This window comes from Roseateles sp. P4_D2, from assembly GCF_056401875.1.
On record NZ_JBFUIM010000013.1, the window covers coordinates 1 to 22,361 of the forward strand.

General features: G+C 69.3%; 18 protein-coding genes. 11 read left to right on the plus strand and 7 right to left on the minus strand.

From position 1 onward, the window contains the following. From AC1DW0_RS21570 to AC1DW0_RS21590, 5 genes are all read left to right on the plus strand, one after another. The coding region (locus AC1DW0_RS21570; protein WP_477947909.1) for a hypothetical protein at window positions 1-251 on the plus strand (251 nt) is incomplete at its 5' end. A gap of 977 nt (window positions 252-1,228) precedes the next feature. Next, a complete protein-coding gene (locus AC1DW0_RS21575; protein ID WP_457446790.1) occupies window positions 1,229-2,755 on the plus strand; it encodes a Do family serine endopeptidase in 1,527 nt (508 codons plus the stop codon). 234 nt (window positions 2,756-2,989) lie between these two features. After that, entirely contained in the window at window positions 2,990-3,823 is an 834-nt protein-coding gene (locus AC1DW0_RS21580; RefSeq protein ID WP_477947911.1) for a hypothetical protein, read from the plus strand. Between the two features lie 272 nt (window positions 3,824-4,095). Further along, window positions 4,096-4,464, plus strand: a complete 369-nt coding sequence (locus AC1DW0_RS21585; protein WP_457389440.1) for a hypothetical protein — start codon at window positions 4,096-4,098, stop codon at window positions 4,462-4,464. Between the two features lie 6 nt (window positions 4,465-4,470). After that, window positions 4,471-5,349: a hypothetical protein gene (locus tag AC1DW0_RS21590; RefSeq protein ID WP_477947913.1), complete on the plus strand. Its 879-nt coding sequence runs from the start codon at window positions 4,471-4,473 to the stop codon at window positions 5,347-5,349. A 6-nt stretch (window positions 5,350-5,355) separates the two neighbouring features. Here AC1DW0_RS21590 and AC1DW0_RS21595 read toward each other — a convergent pair whose 3' ends face one another. From AC1DW0_RS21595 to AC1DW0_RS21620, 6 genes are all read right to left on the minus strand, one after another. Next, window positions 5,356-5,979: a glutathione S-transferase family protein gene (locus AC1DW0_RS21595; RefSeq protein WP_056205458.1), complete on the minus strand. Its 624-nt coding sequence runs from the start codon at window positions 5,977-5,979 to the stop codon at window positions 5,356-5,358. A 39-nt stretch (window positions 5,980-6,018) separates the two neighbouring features. Beyond that, a complete protein-coding gene (locus AC1DW0_RS21600) occupies window positions 6,019-7,770 on the minus strand; it encodes a methyl-accepting chemotaxis protein (protein ID WP_477947915.1) in 1,752 nt (583 codons plus the stop codon). Next, window positions 7,767-7,925, minus strand: a complete 159-nt coding sequence (locus tag AC1DW0_RS21605; protein WP_457320817.1) for a hypothetical protein — start codon at window positions 7,923-7,925, stop codon at window positions 7,767-7,769. Before AC1DW0_RS21605 ends, AC1DW0_RS21600 begins: the two co-directional genes overlap by 4 nt. An 89-nt stretch (window positions 7,926-8,014) precedes the next feature. Next, window positions 8,015-8,263, minus strand: a complete 249-nt coding sequence (locus tag AC1DW0_RS21610; protein WP_457320816.1) for a hypothetical protein — start codon at window positions 8,261-8,263, stop codon at window positions 8,015-8,017. Continuing rightward, window positions 8,247-10,559, minus strand: coding sequence for an FdhF/YdeP family oxidoreductase (locus AC1DW0_RS21615; RefSeq protein WP_477947917.1), 2,313 nt, complete (start codon window positions 10,557-10,559; stop codon window positions 8,247-8,249). The genes AC1DW0_RS21610 and AC1DW0_RS21615 overlap by 17 nt, the downstream gene beginning before the upstream one ends. A 149-nt stretch (window positions 10,560-10,708) precedes the next feature. Then, window positions 10,709-12,379, minus strand: a complete 1,671-nt coding sequence (locus AC1DW0_RS21620; protein WP_056205693.1) for an OFA family MFS transporter — start codon at window positions 12,377-12,379, stop codon at window positions 10,709-10,711. Window positions 12,380-12,566: 187 nt separating this feature from the next. On the opposite strand from AC1DW0_RS21620, the gene AC1DW0_RS21625 reads away from it, so the two are divergent. From AC1DW0_RS21625 to AC1DW0_RS21635, 3 genes are all read left to right on the plus strand, one after another. Continuing rightward, window positions 12,567-13,910 carry a sigma-54-dependent transcriptional regulator gene (locus AC1DW0_RS21625; RefSeq protein ID WP_477947920.1) on the plus strand — a complete coding sequence of 448 codons (1,344 nt, stop codon included), beginning with the start codon at window positions 12,567-12,569 and terminating at the stop codon, window positions 13,908-13,910. Then, the gene (locus AC1DW0_RS21630; RefSeq protein WP_477947922.1) at window positions 13,910-15,271 is read left to right on the plus strand and encodes a sensor histidine kinase; all 1,362 of its coding nucleotides are present in this window, start codon (window positions 13,910-13,912) and stop codon (window positions 15,269-15,271) included. Before AC1DW0_RS21625 ends, AC1DW0_RS21630 begins: the two co-directional genes overlap by 1 nt. Before the next feature lie 62 nt (window positions 15,272-15,333). Then, window positions 15,334-16,392, plus strand: coding sequence for a PEP-CTERM sorting domain-containing protein (locus AC1DW0_RS21635; protein WP_477947924.1), 1,059 nt, complete (start codon window positions 15,334-15,336; stop codon window positions 16,390-16,392). A 286-nt stretch (window positions 16,393-16,678) separates the two neighbouring features. On the opposite strand, the gene AC1DW0_RS21640 is transcribed toward AC1DW0_RS21635, so the two are convergent. Continuing rightward, a complete protein-coding gene (locus AC1DW0_RS21640; protein ID WP_477947925.1) occupies window positions 16,679-17,638 on the minus strand; it encodes an AEC family transporter in 960 nt (319 codons plus the stop codon). A 105-nt stretch (window positions 17,639-17,743) separates the two neighbouring features. Between AC1DW0_RS21640 and AC1DW0_RS21645 the strand changes: the two genes are divergently transcribed. From AC1DW0_RS21645 to AC1DW0_RS21655, 3 genes are all read left to right on the plus strand, one after another. Further along, window positions 17,744-18,787 carry a serine/threonine-protein kinase gene (locus tag AC1DW0_RS21645; protein WP_056205473.1) on the plus strand — a complete coding sequence of 348 codons (1,044 nt, stop codon included), beginning with the start codon at window positions 17,744-17,746 and terminating at the stop codon, window positions 18,785-18,787. 81 nt (window positions 18,788-18,868) lie between these two features. Further along, complete coding sequence (locus tag AC1DW0_RS21650; protein ID WP_457320802.1) at window positions 18,869-19,456, plus strand: PEP-CTERM sorting domain-containing protein; 588 nt, start codon at window positions 18,869-18,871, stop codon at window positions 19,454-19,456. Window positions 19,457-19,615: 159 nt separating this feature from the next. Next, window positions 19,616-22,255 (plus strand): hypothetical protein, encoded by a 2,640-nt coding sequence (locus AC1DW0_RS21655; protein ID WP_477947927.1) that lies wholly within the window; start codon window positions 19,616-19,618, stop codon window positions 22,253-22,255. Window positions 22,256-22,361: the final 106 nt, after the last annotated feature.

Genomic DNA, 22,361 nt, shown 5'->3' on the forward strand with positions numbered 1-22,361 from the left:
TGAACTGGACAGTCCCTGCGGGCACATACGGTTTCACAATTGGCTCACCTGACTGGTTTTCGGCAAACATGCCATGGGGCGCCCCGATGCCACTCGGCGAAGAATGGCAGGGATTCAACGGCAACTGGAATCGATTCGACGAAATGGACCTTGGCTTCAGAGTCAGCGCAGTTCCGGAAGTTGCACCCCATGCTCTACTGTGTGCCGGCCTAGGTCTGATGTTTGCCATGAGGATCCGCCGCAGGGTCTGACGCGCTTAAGGGGCATCGCTGCAACGTGGCGCGCCTCGACCAGCGACGCGGCTAGCCGCCTTTGAATCTCGCGAGTGCGTATCGCTGCACTTGTGCCGTGTGACCGTTTCCAGCCTAGGGCCGCCGGCCGCGTCAGACCGTCAGCAGCGGCGACGGCTTTCCAGCGGGAGCTGCCAGTCAGACTGCTCGCCCAGAAGGTCACGTCTCGGCCACTACCGGCCGCTCGCGACGGCAGCTATCGGGATCGAACGCCAAACCTTGAGCCATTGGTCATGACGCTTCCGAAGAAGATTAGCCGTCGTATTGAGGTCGACGCGGTGCCGTTGCGGTACACGGTCTCCATGTCGAAGGCGGGAGAGGATGGTCTGCACCCTATGAATCTCACGGTTCAGATGGGGACGGGTCGCGGCCAAATCTTGAAGGCACATGGACTATTTACCCGCGACTTTTGGCTCGACTTCCCAAAGGTTGAGGTCCCGGATCGGTATCCAACTTTGAAGCCAGCGGACGTAGCCGCCGTTGTGCGCCTTGCCCGTGCCAGAAGATGGAATCCAGCGGAGCCGGGGCCGCCATTTCTCCTTGAAATCAGTTCTGACGATCTGCGGAGGTGAGCGTCCGCTCTGCGGCGCTCAATCCGTTGAGGTCGATTTCCGCTCAGGGTCGTGATGCGACTGTCGCGGGCGGCCAGAGCGGTCGTTCATGACGGCACGATGCTTGCGCTGCCGTCGAGCGACCGGTCCCGGGGGTGAAGCTGCCGGTCCGGCCCAGCGGGACTCAGTGACTGGTCTTCGTGGATCCTGCCGCTCATGCTTCGAGCCTGCAAATGTCGCAGACCAGCCTGAAGCCGCCACCGCAGACTCCACGTCCCACGTCGCCTTAACTTTCACCTCACCTTCCCCTCATCGAGCCCTCACCTCCCCTCCCTAGAGTCCACGGCAACGGCTGCGCCGCAGCCCGCCCCTAGAGGAGAGTTCTCGATGACCCAGACCGCCAAGATGACGGTGACTGCCGCGGCCGCTGCGCTGCTGGCTGCCGGTGTGACGCTGACCACCACGGCTTCGGGCTGGACCTTGCCCGGGTTTCACAAGGCGCCCGCCGCAGCGGCCACCGACGCGACGCCCGGCGGCGCCGCCCCGACCACCGTGGCCCTCGCTGCGGCCACCACACCGGCACCCGCCGTGGCCCTTCCCCCCGCCCAGTTGCCCAACTACCGCGCCATCGTGCAGACCCAGGGCCCTGCCGTGGTCGGCATCACCGTGGCCGGCCTGCACAAGGTGGGCAATGACGACGGCGACGAAGGCCCCGTCGCGCGGGGTGACGATGACCCCTTCTTCCGCTTCTTCCGCGGCATCCCCGGGCTGCGCATGCCGCAGCAGGGGCCGCAGCCCTTCCGCGGCCAGGGCTCCGGTTTCATCATCAGCAGCGACGGTGTCGTGCTGACCAACGCCCACGTCGTGCGCGACGCCAAGCAGGTCACCGTCAAGCTCAGCGACCGCCGCGAGTTCTCGGCCAAGGTGCTGGGCAGCGACCCGGCCACCGACATCGCCGTGCTCAAGCTCGACGCCAAGGGCCTGCCCACCGTGCAGCTCGGCGACCCCAAGCAGGTGCAGGTGGGCGACTATGTGCTGGCCATCGGCGCGCCCTATGGCTTCGAGCAGACGGCCACGCAGGGCATCGTCAGCGCCAAGGGCCGCTCGCTGCCCGGCGACAGCGTCGTGCCCTTCATCCAGACCGACGCGGCCGTGAACCCCGGCAACTCGGGCGGCCCGCTGTTCGACGCGGCCGGCCGTGTCGTCGGCGTCAACGCGCAGATCTTCTCGCAGAGCGGCGGCTTCCAGGGCCTGGCCTTCTCCATCCCGGTGGACGTGGCGCTGAAGGTCAAGGACCAGATCGTCGCTCACGGCAAGGTCGAGCATGCCCGCCTGGGCGTCACGCTGCAGGACCTGTCGGCGCCGCTGGCCTCGTCCTTCGGCCTGGGCGCACCCGATGGCGCCCTGGTGTCCAGCGTGCAGCCTGAAAGCGCCGCCGCCAAGGCCGGGCTGAAGGCGGGTGACGTCATCACCGCCATCGACGGCGAGCCGGTGCGCGTGGCGGGCGACGTTTCCAGCCGCGTCGGCCTGGCCCGCCCCGGCGACAAGCTCAAGCTGGAGCTGTGGCGCGACAAGTCCCGCGTCAGCGAGACCGTCAGCCTGGGCCGCGCCGACAAGGACACGCAGGAAGCCAATGCCACGCCCCAGGGCGGCTCGCTGGGCCTGGCGCTGCGTCCGCTGGAGCGCCAGGAGCTGCGCGGCTCGGGGCTGGACCATGGCCTGCTGATCGAAGGCGTGACCGGCCCGGCCCAACTGGCCGGCGTGCAGCCCGGCGACGTGCTGCTGGCGCTGAACGGCAAGCCGGTGCAGAGCGTGGAGCAGGTGCGCGACGCGCTGAAGGGCAAGCCGGCCTCGGTGGCCTTGCTGGTGGCGCGTGACGGCCAGCAGATCTTTGTGCCGGTGCGACTCGGCTGACACAGCCGGCGAAAGCCCCTCCTGGGGCTTGCCCACCGGGCGGTGAAGATTTCCGCGCGCTGAATGGCGAGCAGTCGACTGCCGCATCACCAGGCTGCGCTAGGCTGCGCGCCGTCGCAACAAGCCTGTCTCGCCCCTGATGGAAACCCTATTCGAACCGCTGCCTGAACTGCGTCTGCGGACCGCTGGCGACCTGCTTGCGGCGGCATGGGCATGAGGGCCACGCGCTGGGCGTTGATCCTGCTCGCGATGCTGGCCGGCGGCGCCCTTCTGACCTTCGTCGTGAGCAGGCCGGCCGAGGTGCCCTCGGCGTCAGCGCCGGAGCCGGTGGCCGCGCTGTCGCTGGCTGCCGCCACACCGGCCTCCGAAGCCACGGCCGGTCCCGCGCCTCGCCCGGCGGCGCCGCAGCAGGCCGCGGCCCCGGCGCCTGCCTCGCCGCGCGTGGGCTCCGATGGCTATGGCCCGCACATCGAGCGCGCGTTGGCGGGCAATGACGCGGCAAAGGCTTGGAAAGCGGTGCAGTGGCTGAAGCTATGTGCGTCGAACGTGCAGTGGCGCAGCCACCTCGAAGCCATGCGCGACCAGGGCGTGGCGCAGGAGAGGATGACGCAAAGGATGATCGCGGCCGATGCCGATGCGCGGCGCTGCCAGACCGTCACCGCCCAGCACCAGGCGCTGCTGGCCGAGCTTGCCGCGCAGGCGATGCGTGGGGGCGTGCCCGAGGCCGCCTCGGCCTATGCGCACGCGGCCTCTGCGGCCGACCTCTCCGCCGCGCAACGGCAGGAAGTGGCCGAGGCGATGCGGCGCGACGCGCACGCGGGTGACGAGATGAGCCTGGTCAACGCGGCGACGTCCAATGCTGCCTGGGGGCTGAGCGATGCCGAGCGGCTGAGTTTCCTGCTGGCCTATGGCATGTTGGACCCGTATGCGGGAGAGATCGTGGTCGATCGCTTGCTGACTTCGAACGCCCTCGAGCTGGCAACACCACCCACCCAGGAGCAATTGGCGGCGGCCAGGCAGGCGGCGCAGCAGCTCGTCGACCGCGTGCGCGCCGGCAAGCCGTCCTGAGGCGCTCAGAGCAGGCCGTTGCCGACATAACGAAGCAGGTAGCCCTGCTCGTCGGGCAGGACGGACAGAGATCTTCGTGCCGGTGCGGATCGGCTGAAACATCTCGACAGCAAGGCGGCAGGCGCCACCCCGTACCTGGCCCGCAGCGCCCTGCCGCGGGCCCTTTCTCATCAGAGCTCCAGCCGGTGAAAACTCACGCGGCCGCCTGCCGGCCGGCCGGTTGCGCTAGGCTGCGTGTCATCTCACCGACTGCGGAGACCGCCCTGGAGATCTTGCTTGAACTGCTGCTCGAACTCGTCTTCCAGGTCTTCGGCGAACTGCTCGTCGAACTCGGCCTGCATGCCGTGGCCGAGCCTTTTCGCAAGCAGCCCAGCGTCTGGGTGGCTGTGCTCGGCTATGTGCTGCTGGGCGGCATCGTCGGCGCGCTGAGCCTGTGGCTGATGCCCCAGCACCTGACGCGCGATGGCTGGCCCCGCCTGGCCAACCTCGTCGTCACGCCCGTGATCGCCGGTTTCGCAATGACGCTGATGGGCCTGTGGCGATCGCGCCGTGGTGACCCCGTGCTGCGCATTGACCGCTTCGCCTACGGCTACCTGTTCGCGCTGACGGTCGCCGTCGTGCGCTACAACTTCGCGAGCTGAGCCGCCATGGACGCCATTCGCTGGGTTCTCATCCTCATCGCGGTTGGCGCGGCAGCTGCCGCCGCCCTGTGGCTGGGCCTGAGCGAGCCGCCAGCCAACCCGGCCTTGCCCTCCCAGCCCACAACCGTGGCCGCCCTGCCCGCCACGCCGCCCCTGGCGGCTTCAGCAGCCTCGACAACCATCCGCGCGGTGGCGCGCGCCGCCTCCGCAACGGCTTCGCCGACACCCACCTCCGCAAGGCCGGCCGCACCGCGCATCGGCTCGGAAGGGTACGGCCCGCACATCGATCGTGCGATGGCCGGCGACGATGCGGCGGCCGCCTGGGAGGCGGTGCGCTGGCTGCGGCTTTGCGCGTCGAACGAGACGCGGCGCAACAGCTTCGAGACCGTCCGCAACCAGGGGATATCGCCGGAAATGATGACCCAGATGATGGTGGAGGCCGATGCCGAGTCGAGGCGCTGCCAGACCGTGACCGCCCAGCACCGCGTGATGCTGCCGGAACTGGCCTCACGGGCGGTGCGGGCCGGCGTGGCCGAGGCGGCCTCGGCCTTTGCCGCCGCGACCTTCCCCGGCGACCTGACCGCCGCGCAGTGCCAGCAGGTGGCCGAAGCGATGCGGCGTGACGCGCTCGCCGGTGACGGGCTCAGCCTCATCAATGCGGCGACGTCCAACCCCGCGTGGGGACTGAGCGACGCCGAGCGTTTGAGCTTTCTGATGGCCTACGCCGAACTGCCCGATCACCCTGAGGCCAAGGGCATGGCCAAGTCGCTGCTGGAGCGGGGTGCGCTTCACCTGGCCGCGCCGCCCACACCGCAGCAGATGGCCGCGGCCAGGGAGGCGGCGCAGCAGATCCTGGCGCGCCGGCCTGCTGGCGGCAAGCCCTGAGGTCGCTCAAGGCATGCCGTTGTCCACGTAGTCGGCAAACCCCGGCCGCGCGCTCAAGCGCTGCAGCCAGGCCTCCACCGCCGGCAGTTCCACGCGCTCGATCGGCGCGTTCTTCCAGCGCTGGGCCGACAGGCCGAGCACGACGTCGGCCAGCGTGAACTCAGGCCCGGTCACGAAGGCGCCCGTCTTGGCGAGCTGCACTTCCAGCATGCCCATGTGCTTGTTCCAGTTCGCCACGCCTGCAGTGATGGCCTCGGGCGTGGCCGGCTGGCCGCGCACCAGCGCCATGAAGGCGACGCGCCAGCTGTTGTTCAGCTCGCCGGCCTGCCAGTCCATCCATTGCTCGACCCTGGCGCGCGCCTGCGGCTCGGTCGGCAGCAGCGTGGTTGCGTAGAGCTTGGTGGCGAGATAGCGGCAGATGGCATTGCTCTCCCACAGCACGAAGTCACCATCGATGAGCACGGGTATCAGGCCGTTGGGGTTCATCGCCAGATAGCCCGGCTCCTGCGGCGAGCGAAAACCCGCCCCCCAGTCCTCGCGGTCGAGCTCGAGATCGAGCTGCGCGGCGGTCCACATGACCTTGCGGACGTTGATGGAGGTGAGGCGGCCGAGGAGACGGAGAGCAGGCATGGGAGATGCGGGCGAGTCAACGGAGCCTGCAGTGTCGGTTCAGAAGTCGGCCCATTCACCATCGGCCGCCGCCGGGGGCTTGACGACGGCCGGGCTGGCGGCAGGCCTGGAGGGCACGCGCGGCTCGACGGGTGCCGGTCTGCGCACGACGGCCTTGACCGCCGGTCGCGTCGACGGCCGGCTCACGGGTGGCGAGGACTTGCGTGGCCGGGGCGCCGGCACGGCCGCATGAGCCTCGTGCGCGAGCCGGAAGACCGCCACCGCCGCCACGAGCTGGCGGGCCTGCTCCTTGAGGCTCTCGGCGGCGGCGGCGCCTTGCTCGACGAGTGCGGCGTTCTGCTGCGTGGTCTGGTCCATCTGCATGACCGCTTCGCCGACCTGCGCCACGCCGCTGCTCTGCTCGCCGCTGGCGCTGCTGATCTCGCCCATCAGGTCGGTGACGCGGCGGATCGCGTCGACCACTTCGGTCATGGTCGAGCCGGCCTGATCCACCAGCACGGTGCCGCGCTCGACACGCTCGACGCTGGCCATGATCAGCGACTTGATCTCCTTGGCCGCCTGGGCGCTGCGCTGGGCCAGCAGGCGCACCTCGCCGGCCACGACCGCGAAGCCGCGGCCCTGCTCGCCGGCTCGCGCGGCCTCCACCGCCGCATTCAGCGCAAGGATGTTGGTCTGGAAGGCGATGCCGTCGATGGTGCCGATGATGTCGGAGATGCGCTGCGAGCTCTGCTGGATGTCTCTCATCGTCGCCACCACTTCGTTGACGACGGCGCCACCCCGCACGGCCACCTCGCTGGCGCCTTGTGCCAGCTGGTTGGCCTGACGGGCGTTGTCGGCGTTCTGCTGCACGGCCGAGCCCAGCTGCTCCATCGACGCCGCCGTCTGCTCCAGGGCGCTGGCCTGCTCTTCGGTGCGGCTGGACAGGTCCTGGTTGCCCTGCGCGATCTGGGCGCTGGCGATGGCCACGCTGTCGGAGTTGGCGCGTACGGTGCTCACGATGAGGGCCAGCGCCTCCTGCATGCGCGCCACAGCAGCCACGGTACTCGTCGTGTCTCCTGACCGCACCGGTACCGGCTGGGCCAGGTCTCCATCGGCCACGCGCTGCACGGCCTCGCTGAGTTCGCCCGGCTCGGCACCAAGTGCGCGGCTCAGGCTGCGCGACAGTGCCCAGCCCACGAGACCGCCCAGCAAGGCCATCGCGACCGCGCCACCGAGCATCTCCATGCCGCTGCTGGCGGCGACTTGGCCGGCATCCTTGGCGAGCTGGTTGGCGACTTGGCTCTGCAACTCGATGGAGTCATCGACGGCCTTGAAGATCGTGCTCTGCCGGGCACGCACCTCGCCGGTCAGCATCGCAGCGCCCTCGGCTGTCTTGCCCTCGCTCGCCAGCGCCAACACCTGGTCCAGCCCGTGCCGGTAGGCGGGCGTGTTGTCGGTGATGAGCTTGAGCAGCGCCCGGCTCTTGGGCTGTGCGAGCGCCTTGTCCAGCATGGCGATCGACTGGTCGGTGGCCGCACGCATCTCGCCGATGCGCTTCACCTCGGCAGCACGGACGGTCGCATCGGTCGTCAGTAGCACATTGCGCACCGCGCGAGCGCTCGTGTTGAGGTTGTCCTTGATGTCGGCGAACTTGTCCATCTTGGGCATGCGATCAAGGGCCAGCTCGTCGACCTTGGCGGCCAGCGAGCCCATCCGCAGCATGCCGAAGACGGCGATCACAAGGCCGAGCAGCACCGCCGAGCCGAAACCCAGGGCCAATCGGGTGGAAACCTTGAAAGCATTGAAGTTCATGGCTTGACCTCGTCGAAGGAGTCGAGCGGCTGGCGACATCGTCGACTCAGCCGGAAGTCGGTCGGCAGGACGCCGTTGTCCGCCTGCACCGCGCTGCGCCTGGGGCGGCGCTTGCTGAAGGGCGCCGCTACTGGGCTGCCCTGAAGAGCCAGCATGACAGGGAACTTGAGACGCCGCAAGCTGCCCTCCGTGCCTCGGCCGTGCCTCCGGACAGGCACGGGATCTGCCTGCGGCTACACGGCGGCTAGCCCTGTGTCGCCGACTGCTGCGCGCGGCCCGCCTCGGTCAGGGTCACCGTCCAGCGGCCCGTGTCGTCGCAATGCAGGCTGACCCAGCCCGGCCCGGCCACGCCACCGAGCCGGGCGTCACTCAGGGCCGTGAACTCGCGCAGCAACTCGCTGACGCGGGCGTCCAGGCGCTTGGCCAGGCGCGTCAGCGGCACGGCCCGGGCGCCATCGCCCAGCTCATGCAGCAGCTCAGCCGGCGTGCGCACTCAGCACGACCGGGATGGACTTGGACGTCGGCGTGCGCGCGGTGACGGAGAAGCTCTGCAGCGGCACCAGCGGGTTGGTCTCGGGGTAGTAGCTGGCCAGGCAGCCGCGCGGGATGTCGTAGGCGACGAGCAGGAAACGCTCGGCGTGGCGCTGCTCGACGTCGCCGCCGGCCTCGTCGATGTAGAGGCTGGTGATGTCCACCCAGTCGCCGGCCTTGAGCCCCAGGTCCTTGAGGTCCTCGGCATGGATGAAGACGACGCGGCGGTGACCATAGACGCCGCGGTAGCGGTCATCGTGGCCGTAGATGGTGGTGTTGTACTGGTCGTGGGAGCGCAGCGTCGTCAGCGTGAAGACGCGAACGTCGCGCTGGCGCTCGGCAATGCGCTGCACAGCCAGATCGGTGGGCATGGCGTGCGTGCTGAACTCGGCCTTGCCGCTTGCCGTGGCCCAGACGCGTTCGCTGGCGGTGTTGCGCAGGCGAAAGCCGCCGGGCGCCTTGATCTTCTCGTTGAAGCCGGCGAAGTCGGGCAGCACGGCCTCGATCTTGTCGCGGATGGTGGCGTAGTTGCTGGCCAGCGCCAGCCACGGCGTGCGGCTCTTCGTCAGCGTGGCAGCGGCCATGCGCGCGACCAGCATGGGCTCGGAGATCAGGTGCTCGGAAGCCGGCGCATTCATGCCGGCCGACAGGTGCACCATGCTCATCGAGTCTTCCACCGTGACGCCCTGCGGGCCGCTGGCCTGCACGTCGATCTCGGTGCGGCCGAGCACTGGCAGCACCAACGCCTTGCGGCCGTGCACGACATGGCTGCGGTTGAACTTGGTGGTGATGTGCACCGTCAGCTCGCATTGGCGCAGCGCGCGCCAGGTGGCGGCCGTGTCGGGCGTGGCAGCGGCGAAGTTGCCACCCATGGCGATGAAGACCTTGCCCTGGCCATCGAGCATGGCCTGGATGGCGCCCACGGTGTCATGACCGTGCTCGCGCGGCGGCTCGAAGCCGAACACCTGGCCCAGTTTGTCCAGGAAGGCCGGTGCGGGCTTCTCGTAGATGCCCATGGTGCGGTCGCCCTGCACATTGCTGTGGCCGCGCACCGGGCAGGCGCCCGCGCCCGGGCGGCCCAGGTTGCCGCGCAGCAGCAGCAGGTTGACGATCATCTGGATGGTCTTGACCGAGTGCCGGTGCTGGGTGATGCCCATGCCCCAGCAGGCGATGACGCGCTCGCTGGTCGCGTAGATGTCCGCGGCCTGCACGATCTGCTCGCGTGTCAGGCCCGAGGCCGCGACCAGCGGCTCCCAGGGCTGCTCGCGCAGCTCGGCGATGAAGGTCTCGAAGCCTTGAGTGTGCTCGGCGATGAAGGCGACGTCCAGCACGCGCGGCTTACCGGCCGCCAGCGCGGCATCGTCCAGTTCGACGACACGCTTGCACATACCCTTGAGCAGCGCGAAGTCGCCGCCGACCTGGAGCTGGAAGTAGTGGCTGCTGATCGGCGAATCGCCCAGCGTCGCCATCTCGATGGCGTTCTGCGGGTCGGCAAAGCGCTCCAGGCCGCGCTCGCGCAGCGGGTTGAAGCTGACGATGCGCGCGCCGCGCTTGCGGGCCGCGCGCAGCTCGCCCAGCATGCGTGGGTGGTTGGTGCCGGGGTTCTGGCCGAACACGAAGATGGTGTCGGCCTGCTCGAAGTCGTGCAGCGTGACCGTGCCCTTGCCGACGCCGATGGTCGGCCGCATGCCGGAGCCGCTGGGCTCGTGGCACATGTTGGAGCAGTCGGGGAAATTGTTGGTGCCGTACTCGCGCACGAACAGCTGGTAGAGGAAGGCGGCCTCGTTGCTGGTGCGCCCCGACGTGTAGAAGATGGCTTCGTTGGGATCAGGCAGCGCCTGCAGCTCGCGGGCGATCAGCGCGAAGGCGGCGTCCCAGCTGGTGCGCCGGTAGCGGTCGGTCTGGGCGTCGTAGACCATGGGCTCGGTCAGGCGGCCGGTGGCTTCCAGGTCGTAGTCCGACGCCTCGGCCCATTCCTTCAGCGTCTTGGCGCCAATGACCTCCGGTGTCGCCCGACGCGCAGTGGCTTCGGCGGCGACGGCCTTGGCGCCGTTCTCGCAGAACTCGAAGGTGGAGCGGTGGTCACGGTCGGGCCAGGCGCAGCCGGGGCAGTCGAAACCGTCGGTCTGGTTGGCATGCAGCAGCGTCTTGGCGCCCTTCACGGCCACGCCCTGCTCGTTCAGGTGCTTGGCCACGCTCTTCAGCGCGCCCCAACCGCCGGCGGGGCCGTCGTACAGCTCGATCTTTTGTTCACTCATGTCAGTGGTGCCCGGCCGCCCGAAGCCGCTGACGCACCCCCTCGGGGGGCAGTGAGCAGCGCGAACGTGGGGGCTGTAAGGTCATACACCAAGAAAAAGGCCCCGCGCCTTGCACAGGCAGCGGGGCTTGTCAGCCTAGCAGGACCGGATCAGTTGAAGAACTTGCCCACGTTGATGAGGGTCTTGTACACACCCCAGGCCAGTGGGATGCCCACCGCGGCCCAGGCCAGCGCCACCACCGCGGGCGAAGTCGCGGCACTGGCGCCCGACCCCGAACCCACCTCGGCGGCCGCAGCGCGCTCGTGCGCCAGGCGCTTTTCCTCGGCCAGCTCGGCCTCGGTCATGAAGTGCTTGTCGGCCACCGGACGGATCATCAGATTGGCGATCAGGCCGACGACCAGCATGCCCACGAGGATGTACATGGTCTGGTTGTAGACCTGCTCGCGCGGCAGGCCCAGCTCCAGCTGGTAGTCGCGCATGTAGTTCACGACGACGGGGCCCAGGATGCCGGCCGTGGCCCAGGCCGTCAGCAGGCGGCCATGGATCGCACCCACCATCTGCGTGCCGAACAGGTCGGCGAGGAAGGCCGGCACGGTCGCAAAACCGCCGCCGTACATGCTCAGGATGACGCAGATCGCGCCGACGAAGGCGAGCTTGGAGCCGGCAGCCGCGCTGCTGGGGATGCTGGCATACATCAGCCCGCCAAGCAGGAAGAAGACGACATAGGTGACCTTGCGGCCGAGCTTGTCCGACAGGCTGGCCCAGAAGAAGCGGCCACCGATGTTGAACAGGCTCAGCAGCGCCGTGAAGCCGGCGGCCACAGCGGCGATCTTGGCCAGTTGCGCCTTGTCCAGCTCACCGAACTTGGCCGTCAGGCCGATCAGCGAACCGCCGAAGACTTCCTGCAGCATCGGGCTGGCCATGCCGATGACGCCGATGCCGGCCGACACGTTCATGCACAGCACGATCCAGACCAGCCAGAACTGCGGAATGCCCCAGACCTTTTTCACGTGCACGTGGCGCTGCGTGATCATGGCGTTGCTGCCCTGGGCGACCGGTGCGGTCCAGCCGGCCGGCTTCCAGCCCGTGGGCGGCACGCGATAGCCGAATGCGCCGCCGATCATGAAGACGAAGTAGACGAGGGCCATGACGATGAAGGTCTGCGTCACGCCGACGTCGGTGGCCGTGGCGAAGGTCTTCATCAGTTCGGCCGCCAGTGGCGAGCCGATCATGGCGCCGCCGCCAAAGCCCATGATGGCCATGCCGGTGGCCATGCCGCGCTTGTCCGGGAACCACTTGATCAGCGTACTGACCGGGCTGATGTAGCCCAGGCCCAGGCCGATGCCACCGATGACGCCGCTGCCCAGGATCATCAGCCAGAACTGGTGCAGATGAATGCCCAGCGCCGAGATCAACATGCCGCCGCACCAGCACAGGGCCGACACGACACCGGCCTTGCGCGGGCCGGCGCGTTCGAGCCAGCCACCCCAGATCGCCGCGGAGCAACCCAGGAAGACGAAGAACAGCGTGTACATCCAGCCCAGCGTCGAGACCTTCCAGTCGCAGCCACTGACGAAGAGTTCCTGGAAGAAACCCACGTCGGCGCCGCACTTGATCGCCTCCTTGATGCCCAGGGCCTTGGACAGCGGCAGCCAGAACACCGAGAAGCCATAGGCCATGCCGATGCACAGATGGATGGCGAGGGCCGCCGGCGGCACCAGCCAGCGGTTGAAGCCGACGCCGGCAATGGTTCTTTCCTTGTCGAGCCAGCCCGCACTCCGACCCGGACCGGGTACGGCATCCAATCCCACTGAAGACATGGTGTTCCCTTCGACGTTGATGTGAATCTCGTGCGCAACCACCATCAGCCCGCCCGAGGCGGCGCAGGATACGGGTTGCTTTGTGACGAGTCCGCCGTTGAAGTGGCGATCTAGGGAAAAACCTAGCGCGTCGTGCGGAAAATCCGGGCAGATGGCACGGTTGGATGGGCGGCTATCCTGCTGCGCCATGCGACGCGTATTGATCATTGACGACCACCCCGGCGTGGGCCAGGCGCTGGAACTGCTGCTGTCCCTGCACGACATCGAGGCCAGCATGGCCACCAGCCCCGAGGAGGGCCTGGCCCTGCTGGACAAGCGCGCCTTCGGCCTCGTCATCCAGGACATGAACTTCACGGCCGACACGACCTCGGGTGAGGAAGGCGAGCAGCTCTTTCGTGCCATCCGCGCGCGCCGCCCCGACCTCCCCGTCATCCTGCTGACGGCCTGGACACGGCTGGACGCGGCCGTGGCCCTCGTCAAGGCCGGCGCGGCCGACTACCTCGCCAAACCCTGGGACGACGCCAAGCTGATCGCGACCGTCGAGAACCTGCTGGAGCTGGGCGAGGCCAACCGCGAAATCGCACAGCTGCGCGAGGCGCGGGCCGCCAGGCGCGCAGCGCTGGCACGGCGCTACGACCTCGCCGGCCTCGTGTTCGGCTCCGATGCGATGGCCAATTTGCTCGAACTGGCCGGCCAGATTGCCGCGGCACCGGTGCCGGTACTGATCACCGGACCGAACGGCGCCGGCAAGGAACGCATTGCGGCCTTCGTGCATGCCAATTCGAGTGCGCATGACGGCCCTTTCGTCGCGCTGAATTGCGGCGCCCTGCCGGCCGACCTCATCGAGGCCGAGCTGTTCGGCAGCGACAGCGGCGCCTACACCGGTGCGGCCAAGGCGCGCGTGGGCCGCTTCGAGGCGGCCGATGGCGGCACCCTCTTCCTCGACGAGATCGGCAACCTGCCGCTGGCCGGCCAGGTCAAGCTGCTGCGCGTGCTGGAGACGGGCCAGTTCGAGCGCCTGGGCTCGAGCAAGACGCGCCAGGTGCGGGTGCGCGTGCTGAGCGCGACCAACGCCGACCTGCGCGCCATGGTCAAGACCGGCGCCTTCCGGGAGGACCTGTTCTACCGCCTCAACCTCATCGAGCTGAGGCTGCCGCCCCTGGCCGAGCGCCGCGACGATGTGCTGCCGCTGGCTGAACACTTCCTGGCCGGCCGGGCGCGTTTGAGCGAGGCCGCGCGCGAGGCCCTGCTTGCCCACCGTTGGCCCGGCAATGTGCGCGAACTGAAGAACGCCGTCGAACGCGCGGCCCTGCTGTGCCAGGGCGGTGAGATCACGCCGGCCCTGCTGGGGCTGGAGGAAGCCAATGGCAACGGCGGGGGCGCCTGGCGCAACCTCGACGAGCCCAGCCGCGAGGCCGTCGTCGCGGCGCTGAACGCGGCAGGCGGCGTGGTCAGCCGCGCGGCCAGCCAGTTGGGTCTGTCGCGCCAGGCGCTGTACCGGCGGCTGGAGCGTTATGGGATAGACCTTTGATGCCGCTGTCGCTGCGCGCACGCGCACTGCTGGCACTCGGCGCGGCGGCGGTCGTGCCGCCCCTGGTCATCCTCGGCGTGCGCCGAGCGGGCCTGGATGCAGGCATCGCGCTGGCCGTGGCGGTGATCGTCATGCTGCCGCTGATCGGCTGGTTGGCGGCGTTCTGGCTGACGCCGCTGCTGCGGCTCACGCGCGCACTCGAAGGGGCCGTGCTGAGTTACCGGGACGGCGACTTCAGCCTCAATCTCGCGCCAGACGGTCCGCGTGAGCTGATCGAGCTGACGCAACTGCACGCCGAGCTCGGCCTGGCCCTGCGCGAGCAGCGCCAGCACCTGGCCCAGCGCGAGTTGCTGCTGGACACCGTCGTGCAGAACACGCCCGTCGCGCTGGTGCTGACGGCGCCGAGCGAGCGCATCGCCATTGCCAACCTGGCCGCACGCCAGTTGCTGGGCGACGGCCGCAGCCTGACCGGGCTGGACTTCACCACCGTCATCGCCCACCTGCCGGAGGCGCTGCGCGAGGCCCTCGCCGGCGACGGCGACCGGCTTTTCGCGGTGACGCTGCCCGATGGGTCGGAGGAAACCTTCCACCACAGCACGCGCACGTTCAGGCTGCAGGGCCAGCCGCATCGGCTGCGGCTCCTGCGACGCATGACGCGGGAGCTGTCGCGGGCCGAAGTCGCGACGTGGAAGCGCGTCATCCGCGTGTTGAGCCACGAGCTGAACAACTCGCTGGCGCCGATCTCGTCGCTGGCCCACAGCGGCGCGGAGCTGGCGCGGCGCGGCAACACCGAGCGCCTGCTGCAGGTGCTGGCCAGCATCGGCGAGCGCGCGGCACATCTGCATGTCTTCCTGAGCGGCTACGCGGCCTTCGCCAAGCTGCCGGCACCGCGCCGCGCCGCGGTGGACTGGTCGGCCTTTATCGCCCGGCTGGCGACGCTGGGCGAATTCCGCGTCGAGGGCGCGCCGCCCGATCAGCCCGGCTGGTTCGATGCGGCCCAGATCGAACAAGCCCTGCTCAACCTGATCAAGAACGCCCATGAGTCGGGCAGCGACCCCGACGAGATCCTGCTGCGCCTGACCAGCCAGGGCGACGAGCTGCGCATCGAAGTGCTGGACCGCGGCCCCGGCATGAGCGAGGCGGTGCTGGCCCAGGCGCTGCTGCCCTTCTACTCCACCAAGCGCTCCGAACCCGGCTCCCAGGGCGGTACGGGCCTGGGGCTGGCGCTGGCAAGGGAGATCGCCGAAGCCCACGACGGCCATATCGCGTTGGCCAACCGGGACGGTGGCGGGCTGCGGGTGACGATCCGGCTGCCAGGGCGTGCCGTCCTGTCGAATGGGGATGCCAAGACAAGCAATTAGTGACAGAGTGCACAACTTGTTTCAGCGGGCCACCGCCGGCTCGCTGCCTTGGGAGCCGTGCCATGTCTCTTCGTGCCTTGACCCTGCTGGGTCTCGCTTCCCTCGCCTGCACCGCCCAGGCGCAGTCGCAATACCGCCTGTTTGCCGAGTCGTATGCCGGCTACTACAACAGCATCCAGACGACCAGCCCCGTCTTCGGCCTGGACGCCAACGGCAACCCAAATACCGTCTACGGCAGCGTCTATTACGGCTCCGACTACCGCAGCGGCGCCGCCTACGATCAAGCCACGCCCCTGCCCAATGTGACGGCCGGTGGCGTCTGGGCAGGTGACGCCAGCCAGGGCATGACGCCCGTCACCGCCAATGCCTACGGCATGACGGACTGGGGCAGCAACCACGCCAGCGCCTCGCTGGCCGGCTTCACGCCGGTGAGCCAGAGCTACGACGGCCAGTTCGTCGTCGGCGCGACCAGCTGGCCCATGCACGTGGAAAGCAACAACCTGACCTATGCGGTCGGGCGCTCGGCCTGGGAGGAGCTCTACCAGATCGGCGGCGGCACCGGCACGGGCACCTTCACCGGCACCATCCACATCGACGGCAGTCTCGCCGGCATCACGACGGGCAATGGCGGCGCGTCCATCGACTGGTCGCTGCGCTCCTTCTCCAACCAGATCGTCGCGTCGGTCTACGCCTACTACGACGCGGGCTCGGACCACTGGAACAAAAGCATCTACAGCGACGGCCTGTGGACCTACACGGACGGCAACGGCACGCTGACGATCAACGAGGATGTCATCGGCAGCTATAGCTTCACCTATGGCACGGCGCTGTACCTGAAGTCCGAGCTGAGCACGAGCATCAGCGGCAACGGTGCCGCGGACTTCTCCAACACCGTGCAGTTCACGGGCATGCAGTTGCCGCAGGGCTCGACGGTCTATGTGATGTCTGGCGCCGCTGCGGCGGACTACGGCATCAGCTTCGCCGGCAATGGCAGCGGCACGATCTGCCAGAACCTCGCCTGTGCGACCGGTGGCGGCTTGCCGATTCCCGAACCCGAGACCTATGCGCTGCTGCTGTCGGGCCTGAGCGTCATCGCCTGGGTGGCGCGTCGCCGTCGCTGAACTGAAGCCCCTCGCCCGCGGGTACGCGGTCGGGACCACGCTGCGGCTTGAGCCGCAGCGCTTCGGCAGGCACATCACGCCCACTGGGCGTGATGTGTCCGGCCTCAGCCCCCCAGGGGACGGCGATGTGCTTGCCGGCTCGACCGGCAAGCACATCGCCAACGGCGGGCCGGCTAGGTGAACTGGAGTCGGACACAAGCAGTCCCTGCGGACTGGTTGTGCCTACGGAAGGCCATGGGCCTCTGGCCCATGGCAGGCCCGGCGCTCGGCCCGCAAGCTTCATAGGTCAGATCAGCAGGGCCGCCAGGCCGCTGAAGCTGAAAAAGGCCAGGCCGGTCGACGCCAGGATGATGCGCGCGATGCGGCCGTTGTCTGCGCCGTAGCGCTCGGCCAGCAGCGACACATTGCTGGCGCTGGGCAGCGCGGCCGCCAGCGTCAGCGCAACCAGCTGCGGCCAGGCCAGCGGCGCCCCCAGCCAGCGCGCCGCGGCACCCAAGGCGAAGACCAGCGCCGGATGCAGCAGCAGCTTGATGGCAGCCACCGGCAGGTATAGCGCCGCCGGCGTCACACGGCCGGCCTTGCGGTTGGCACGGCCCGAACGGCTGAGCACCGCGCCAATGGAGAACAGCGCCACCGGCGAGGCCGCATCCCCCAGCATGGCAATGACCTTGGCCAGCGGCCCCGGCAACACCAGGCCGCTGACGCCCAAAGCCGCACCCAGGGCAATGGACCAGGGCAGCGGATTGGAAGCGGCCGCCTTCAGCGCCTGCACGAACGCCGCCCGGCCGGCATGGCCGCTGGCCCCCGTCTGGGCCAGGGCGATGCACAGCGAGCTCGTCACGAAGAGGTCGGCCAGGATGGTGCTGACGACAGCCCCGCCAGCGGCATTGCCCAACAACGCGACGATCAGCGGCACGCCCATGAAGCCGGTGTTGGGGAAGGCCGCCACCAGGGCGCCAAAGGCCGCGTCCTTCATGCCCACTCGCTCGGACAGCGTCGTTGCCACCGTGAAGAAGACGATCAGCAGCGCCGAGCTGAGATAGACGCCGAGCAGGGCGGGGTTCAGCAGCTCCAGCAGCGGCGTGTCGCGCCCGAAGCGGAACAGCAGGCAGGGCAGCGCAAAGAAAAGCACGAACCCATTCAGGCCGGGAATGGCGCTGTCCGGCAGCAGGCCGCGCTCGGCGGCCAGCCAGCCGCACAGCACCAGCGCGAAGAACGGAAAGGTCGTGGCGAGAACGGCAAGCATTGTCCGGGGGCGAGTATCCAGGGCCGTGAGCGAATGCGCGGACCGGCCCGCTTTGTAACAAAGGGGGATGGCAGCCCCCTGGGGTCACCCCTAATATGCCGCGCCATGCGCATGCCCAATCTCTCCCTGCCACCGCCAGCCGCCGCCGCGCCCCTGGACGAAGGGCAGGCGCTGGGCGTGTGGCGGCTGGAGAAACCGCTGGCCGACGGCGAGCAGGCCCATGCCGGCCAGTGGTACAGCGCCCACCATGCAATGGCCACGGAGCAGAAGGCGGCCGTCCTCGTGCTGGACCGCAGCGACCAGGGCGCCGGCGTCATGCTGCGCTACGCCGACCAGGCCGGTGACCTCGCCAAGCTGCAGCACCTCCACATCGCCGTGCCCAGCGACAGCGGCGTGACACCCGATGCCCACCCCTATCTGATCGTCGAAGGGGAGCATGGCGAGCCGGTGCTGCCGCAGTTGCATCAGTTGGGGCTGCGCCAGCGCGTCGAGTTGCTGGTGCAGCTCTGCGAAGCCCTGCGCTCGGCCCACCAACAGGGCTGGCTGCTGGCCGAGATCGACCCCGCCATGATCTGGCTCGGCCCCGAAGGCGGCGTACGCCTGATGGGCCTGGGCCTGACCAAGATTCCCGACCCGACCGACCCTTTCGACCGCGGCCTGAGCCTCGGCGCTTCGCCGGCCTTCGTGGCGCCCGAGCGCCGCAACGGCGAACCACCCACTCTCGCCAGCGAGATCTATGGCCTGGGTGCCCTGGCCCGCGTCTTCATCTGCGGCTGGGAGGACACACCCCGGGGCTTGGCGCCGCTGCGTGGCAGCGTGGCCGAGGCCTGGCCGCTGATGAAGTCGGCGCAGCAGATCAAGCTCGATGCCCTGCTGCGCGGCACCATGGCCGAATCGCCCGAGCTGCGCACGCGCGGCGCCGAGGGCCTCGCCGACGAACTGCGCGAGTGGCTGGGCCTCGCCCCCCCACGCAGCGCCGGCAGCGCTGCCGAACCCGGCCCCGCCGTCGAAGCCAAGGCTCGAGCCGCCTGGTGGAAGCGCTGGCTGTGGCTCGGCGCCGCGGCCGGTGTGGGCCTGCTCGCCATGGCGGCCCACGTTTCGGAGCCGTCTGCCCCCACGGCCGGCACCCGCGGTCTGCCCCAGGGTTGAGCTTTCCGGACGTTGGCTAGGGATGTCGCCGCAGCGGCCCCTCGGCCAACATGCGCGCCCTACCAATGCTGGAGCACCGCCATGGCCCGTTCTCTCCTTGCGCCTTTCGTCGCCGTCGCGCTGTCGCTGGCCACCTCGGCTGCGATGGCCGCCGGTTTCAACACCGATGCCGAAGGCTGGACCACCAGCAACGGTGGCGCCCAGGTCTGGATGGCTAGCGGCGGCAACGGCGGTGGCTGGCTCCAGGTCACCGACATCACGGACGACGACTTCCTGCTGAACGCGCCCACTGCCTGGTTGGGCAACTGGTCGGCCTTTGCCGGCGGCACGCTGTCCTTCGACGCCAGGAACATCAACGGCGATGCGCCGGACTGGGCGCCTTTCGGTGAAGTGACCATCATCGGGGCCGGCGGCGGCGTGGTGTTCGACATGGTGGCCGCGAACAACCCGCCGGCCGATGGTCAGTGGCATCACTACAGTTTCGTGCTGCCGTCCTGGCAGGTGCTGGCCAACGTGACCAGCCTGACGATCAAGGGCGAATTCCATGCTGGCGTCACCGAAGTGGTCGGCATCGACAACATCCAGGTCACGGCCGTGCCCGAGCCCACCCACGCGGCACTGCTGCTGGGCGGCCTGGGGCTGCTGGCGGCGCTACGGCGCAGGCGCTGAACCCGTTCAGCCGGCCCGGGTTGCCCGCGATGCACGGCCTTCGGGGCTCGGCAACAATGCGCGCTTCTCCGGAGGTTTCATGGCCCGCCCGCTGCTTGCGCCGTCATACGCGACCCGTTTTGTCCCGATCCCTGCCGGCTTGAACCGGCGGGCGTGCTGATGGCCGCGGTCGGGGCCGCCCCCGCCACCCAGGGCCTGATGGGCCTGGGCGAACTGCAACTCAAGCTGCCCGCCACCAAGACTCAGTGGCTGGCCCTCGCGGCCGGCGTCGGCTTTGGCCTCGTGGGCGCCGAGTTGGCCTGGCACCACCCGCTGTCGGGGCCGCTCGCACTGGCTGCCTGGGGCGCCGCTGTGCTGCTGGCGGCGCTGTTCTGGGTCAAGACGCCCGTTCTTGTGCTCGCGCCGCTGCCGCTGGTCGGCCTGGCCCCCTGGACCGGCTGGATCAGCTTCGAGGAGATGGACCTGCTCGTCACCGCCTGCGGCTGCGGCGGTTATCTGGCCTATGCGCTGCAGCTGAACGCGCGCGACCGCGCGCCGGCCTGGCGCCACGGCCTCGTCTATTCGCCGGTCGTCGTCGTGCTGATGATGGCCCTGGCGCTGTCGGCGGCCTGGAGCATCAGGCGCGGTTTCGCCGACGCCGGTGGCTTCACCTTCGGCTGGTTCCATGGCTATCACGAGGCGATGAACTCGGTGCGCAACGCCAAGGCCATCTTCCTGGCGCTGGCCCTGCTGCCGCTGTGGACGGCCGCAGCCACCGCGCGTCCAAGAGGTTTCTCGCGCGGCCTGCTGCTCGGCCTGGTGCTGGCCCTGGCCGGCGCCAGTGCCGCCGCGCTGTGGGAGCGCCTGGCCTACCCCGGCGTGCTGGACTTCTCGACCGACTACCGCACCACGGCCCTTTTCTGGGAGATGCATGTCGGCGGCGCGGCCCTGGACGGCTTCCTGGTGCTGACCCTGCCCTTCGCTCTGCTGGCCCTGCTGCGCACGCGCTCGCCCTGGCGCTTTGCCATCGGCCTGGTCATCGCGCTGCTGGCGGCCTATGCCTGCCTCACCACTTTCTCGCGCGGCGTCTATCTGGCGTTGCCGCTGGCTCTCGTCCCCATGGTCATGCTGGCCGACGCTCAGCGCCGCCGCGCCGCAGCCTCCGGCCCCGACAGCAGCCAGATCGACAGCACGCTGGGCGCTGTCGACGAGCCGCTGCCGCGCCTGGCCAAGGTCGGGGCGCTGGCCATGGCCGGCGCCTTCGCGCTGGCCGCCGCTCTGATATTCGGCAGCGGTGGCTACCGCGGCCTGCTGGCCCTGTTCTTTGTCATGGTCATCCTGCTGGCCATGCCGGCCAGCCTGTGGCTGCCCACCTTGAGCCAGCGGCTGACGGCGCTGATCATGGGCGGCCTGCTGGCCCTGTTGCTCGGTGGCGCGAGCTGGGCCTTGTCCATGGCCGTGCCGAAGGCGGCCTATATGCTCAACGTCGTCGCGCTGCTGTGCTGCGCCGCGCTGCGCTGGCGCGACCAGCCGGGGCAGGCACGTCCCCTGTATGTGCTGCTGGTCGCGACGGCCTGGTTCTGGCTGCTGGCCACCATGGTCATCGTGGCCGACTACTGGAGCGGCACCACGGGCCGCTGGACGGCGCTGGCAGCAGGCCTGGCCCTGGCCGGCGTGTGGGCGGCCATGCTGGTGGAACCGCGCCTGTGGCCCTTGCAGGGCAAGGACAGCCACGGCGCCGCGGGCTGGCGCAAGCGCGCCCTGCTGGTTGCCGGCCTGCTGATGGTGATGGCCATCGTCGCGGCCCTGGGCGGCGGCGCCTATCTGCGTGACCGGGTGGCCACCTGGAAGGAGGACGGCCAGACCCGCCTGACGCATTGGCGCGAGGGCCTGCACCTGCTGCACGGCGGCCGCCAGTGGCTGCTGGGCAAGGGCGCGGGGCGCTTTGTGCCGAGCAATTTCTACGAGGGCCCGGTCAGCAGCCAGGTGGGCGACTACCGGCTGCGCCACGACCCGACCGAGTCCTATCTGGCGCTGGCCGCCGGCAAGCATGCGCTGGGCCGCGGCGAACAGTTCCGCGTCAGCCAGCGCATCACCGCACCGGCGGCCGGGCCTGTTGCCATCACCCTGGTGCACCGCACGGCGGCCGACGCGAATCTGGTGCTGCAGATCTGCGAGAAGAACCTCATCTACCCGGACAACTGCCACAGCGTCGAGCCGATGCTCAAGCCGCTGCGGGCCGAGGCGCCGGCGGAAGGCGGCGCCGAAGCCACGGCGCCTGCCGCGGCAACAGCCGGCATGGGTGCCTGGCAGACCAGCGAATTCAAGCTCGGGCCGGTGCCAGCGCTGGGCGGCGACTGGTGGGCCCCGCGCTTCGTGACCTTCTCCATGGCGCTGGACACGCGCGCGGCGCGCGTCGACATCGCTCGCATCGCGATGCAGGACGCCCAGGGGCGCCAGCTGCTGGTCAATGGCGATTTCAACCGCGAGATGGCACGTTGGTTCTTCTCCAGCGACCGCCACCACCTGCCCTGGCATATCAAGAACGCGGCCCTGCACGTGCTGTTCGAGCAGGGCCTGGTGGGCCTGGCCCTGCTGGGTGGGGCCTACCTGCTGGTGCTGGTGCGCCTGAGCCTCGGCCGCGGTCGCGACCATCCGCTGGCGCCGGCCATCGTCGCCGCGCTGATCGGCTTCGGTACCGTGGGCGCTTTCGACAGCCTGCTGGACGTGCCCCGCGTCGGCTTCGTTTTCTTCACGCTGCTGCTACTGGGGCTGGGGCTGCGGGCCTTGCCAGGGGAAGGGGTAGCGCGAGTGGCATGATGTGCGCCCCTCGTCCAAGGTGTACCTTGGCCGGTCCCCCTACGGGACGGCGATGCTTGCGGCGTTGAACCGCAAGCACATCGCCAGCGCGGGCCGGCTTGGGAGC

Coding starts and splice junctions, on each gene's coding strand:
- AC1DW0_RS21575 (WP_457446790.1), top strand. CDS start 1,229: ATGACCCAGACCGCCAAGATGACGGTGACTGCCGCGGCCGCTGCGCTG.
- AC1DW0_RS21590 (WP_477947913.1), top strand. CDS start 4,471: ATGGACGCCATTCGCTGGGTTCTCATCCTCATCGCGGTTGGCGCGGCA.
- AC1DW0_RS21595 (WP_056205458.1), bottom strand. CDS start 5,979: ATGCCTGCTCTCCGTCTCCTCGGCCGCCTCACCTCCATCAACGTCCGC.
- AC1DW0_RS21600 (WP_477947915.1), bottom strand. CDS start 7,770: ATGAACTTCAATGCTTTCAAGGTTTCCACCCGATTGGCCCTGGGTTTC.
- AC1DW0_RS21605 (WP_457320817.1), bottom strand. CDS start 7,925: ATGCTGGCTCTTCAGGGCAGCCCAGTAGCGGCGCCCTTCAGCAAGCGC.
- AC1DW0_RS21615 (WP_477947917.1), bottom strand. CDS start 10,559: ATGAGTGAACAAAAGATCGAGCTGTACGACGGCCCCGCCGGCGGTTGG.
- AC1DW0_RS21620 (WP_056205693.1), bottom strand. CDS start 12,379: ATGTCTTCAGTGGGATTGGATGCCGTACCCGGTCCGGGTCGGAGTGCG.
- AC1DW0_RS21625 (WP_477947920.1), top strand. CDS start 12,567: ATGCGACGCGTATTGATCATTGACGACCACCCCGGCGTGGGCCAGGCG.
- AC1DW0_RS21630 (WP_477947922.1), top strand. CDS start 13,910: ATGCCGCTGTCGCTGCGCGCACGCGCACTGCTGGCACTCGGCGCGGCG.
- AC1DW0_RS21635 (WP_477947924.1), top strand. CDS start 15,334: ATGTCTCTTCGTGCCTTGACCCTGCTGGGTCTCGCTTCCCTCGCCTGC.
- AC1DW0_RS21640 (WP_477947925.1), bottom strand. CDS start 17,638: ATGCTTGCCGTTCTCGCCACGACCTTTCCGTTCTTCGCGCTGGTGCTG.
- AC1DW0_RS21645 (WP_056205473.1), top strand. CDS start 17,744: ATGCGCATGCCCAATCTCTCCCTGCCACCGCCAGCCGCCGCCGCGCCC.
- AC1DW0_RS21650 (WP_457320802.1), top strand. CDS start 18,869: ATGGCCCGTTCTCTCCTTGCGCCTTTCGTCGCCGTCGCGCTGTCGCTG.
- AC1DW0_RS21655 (WP_477947927.1), top strand. CDS start 19,616: ATGGCCGCGGTCGGGGCCGCCCCCGCCACCCAGGGCCTGATGGGCCTG.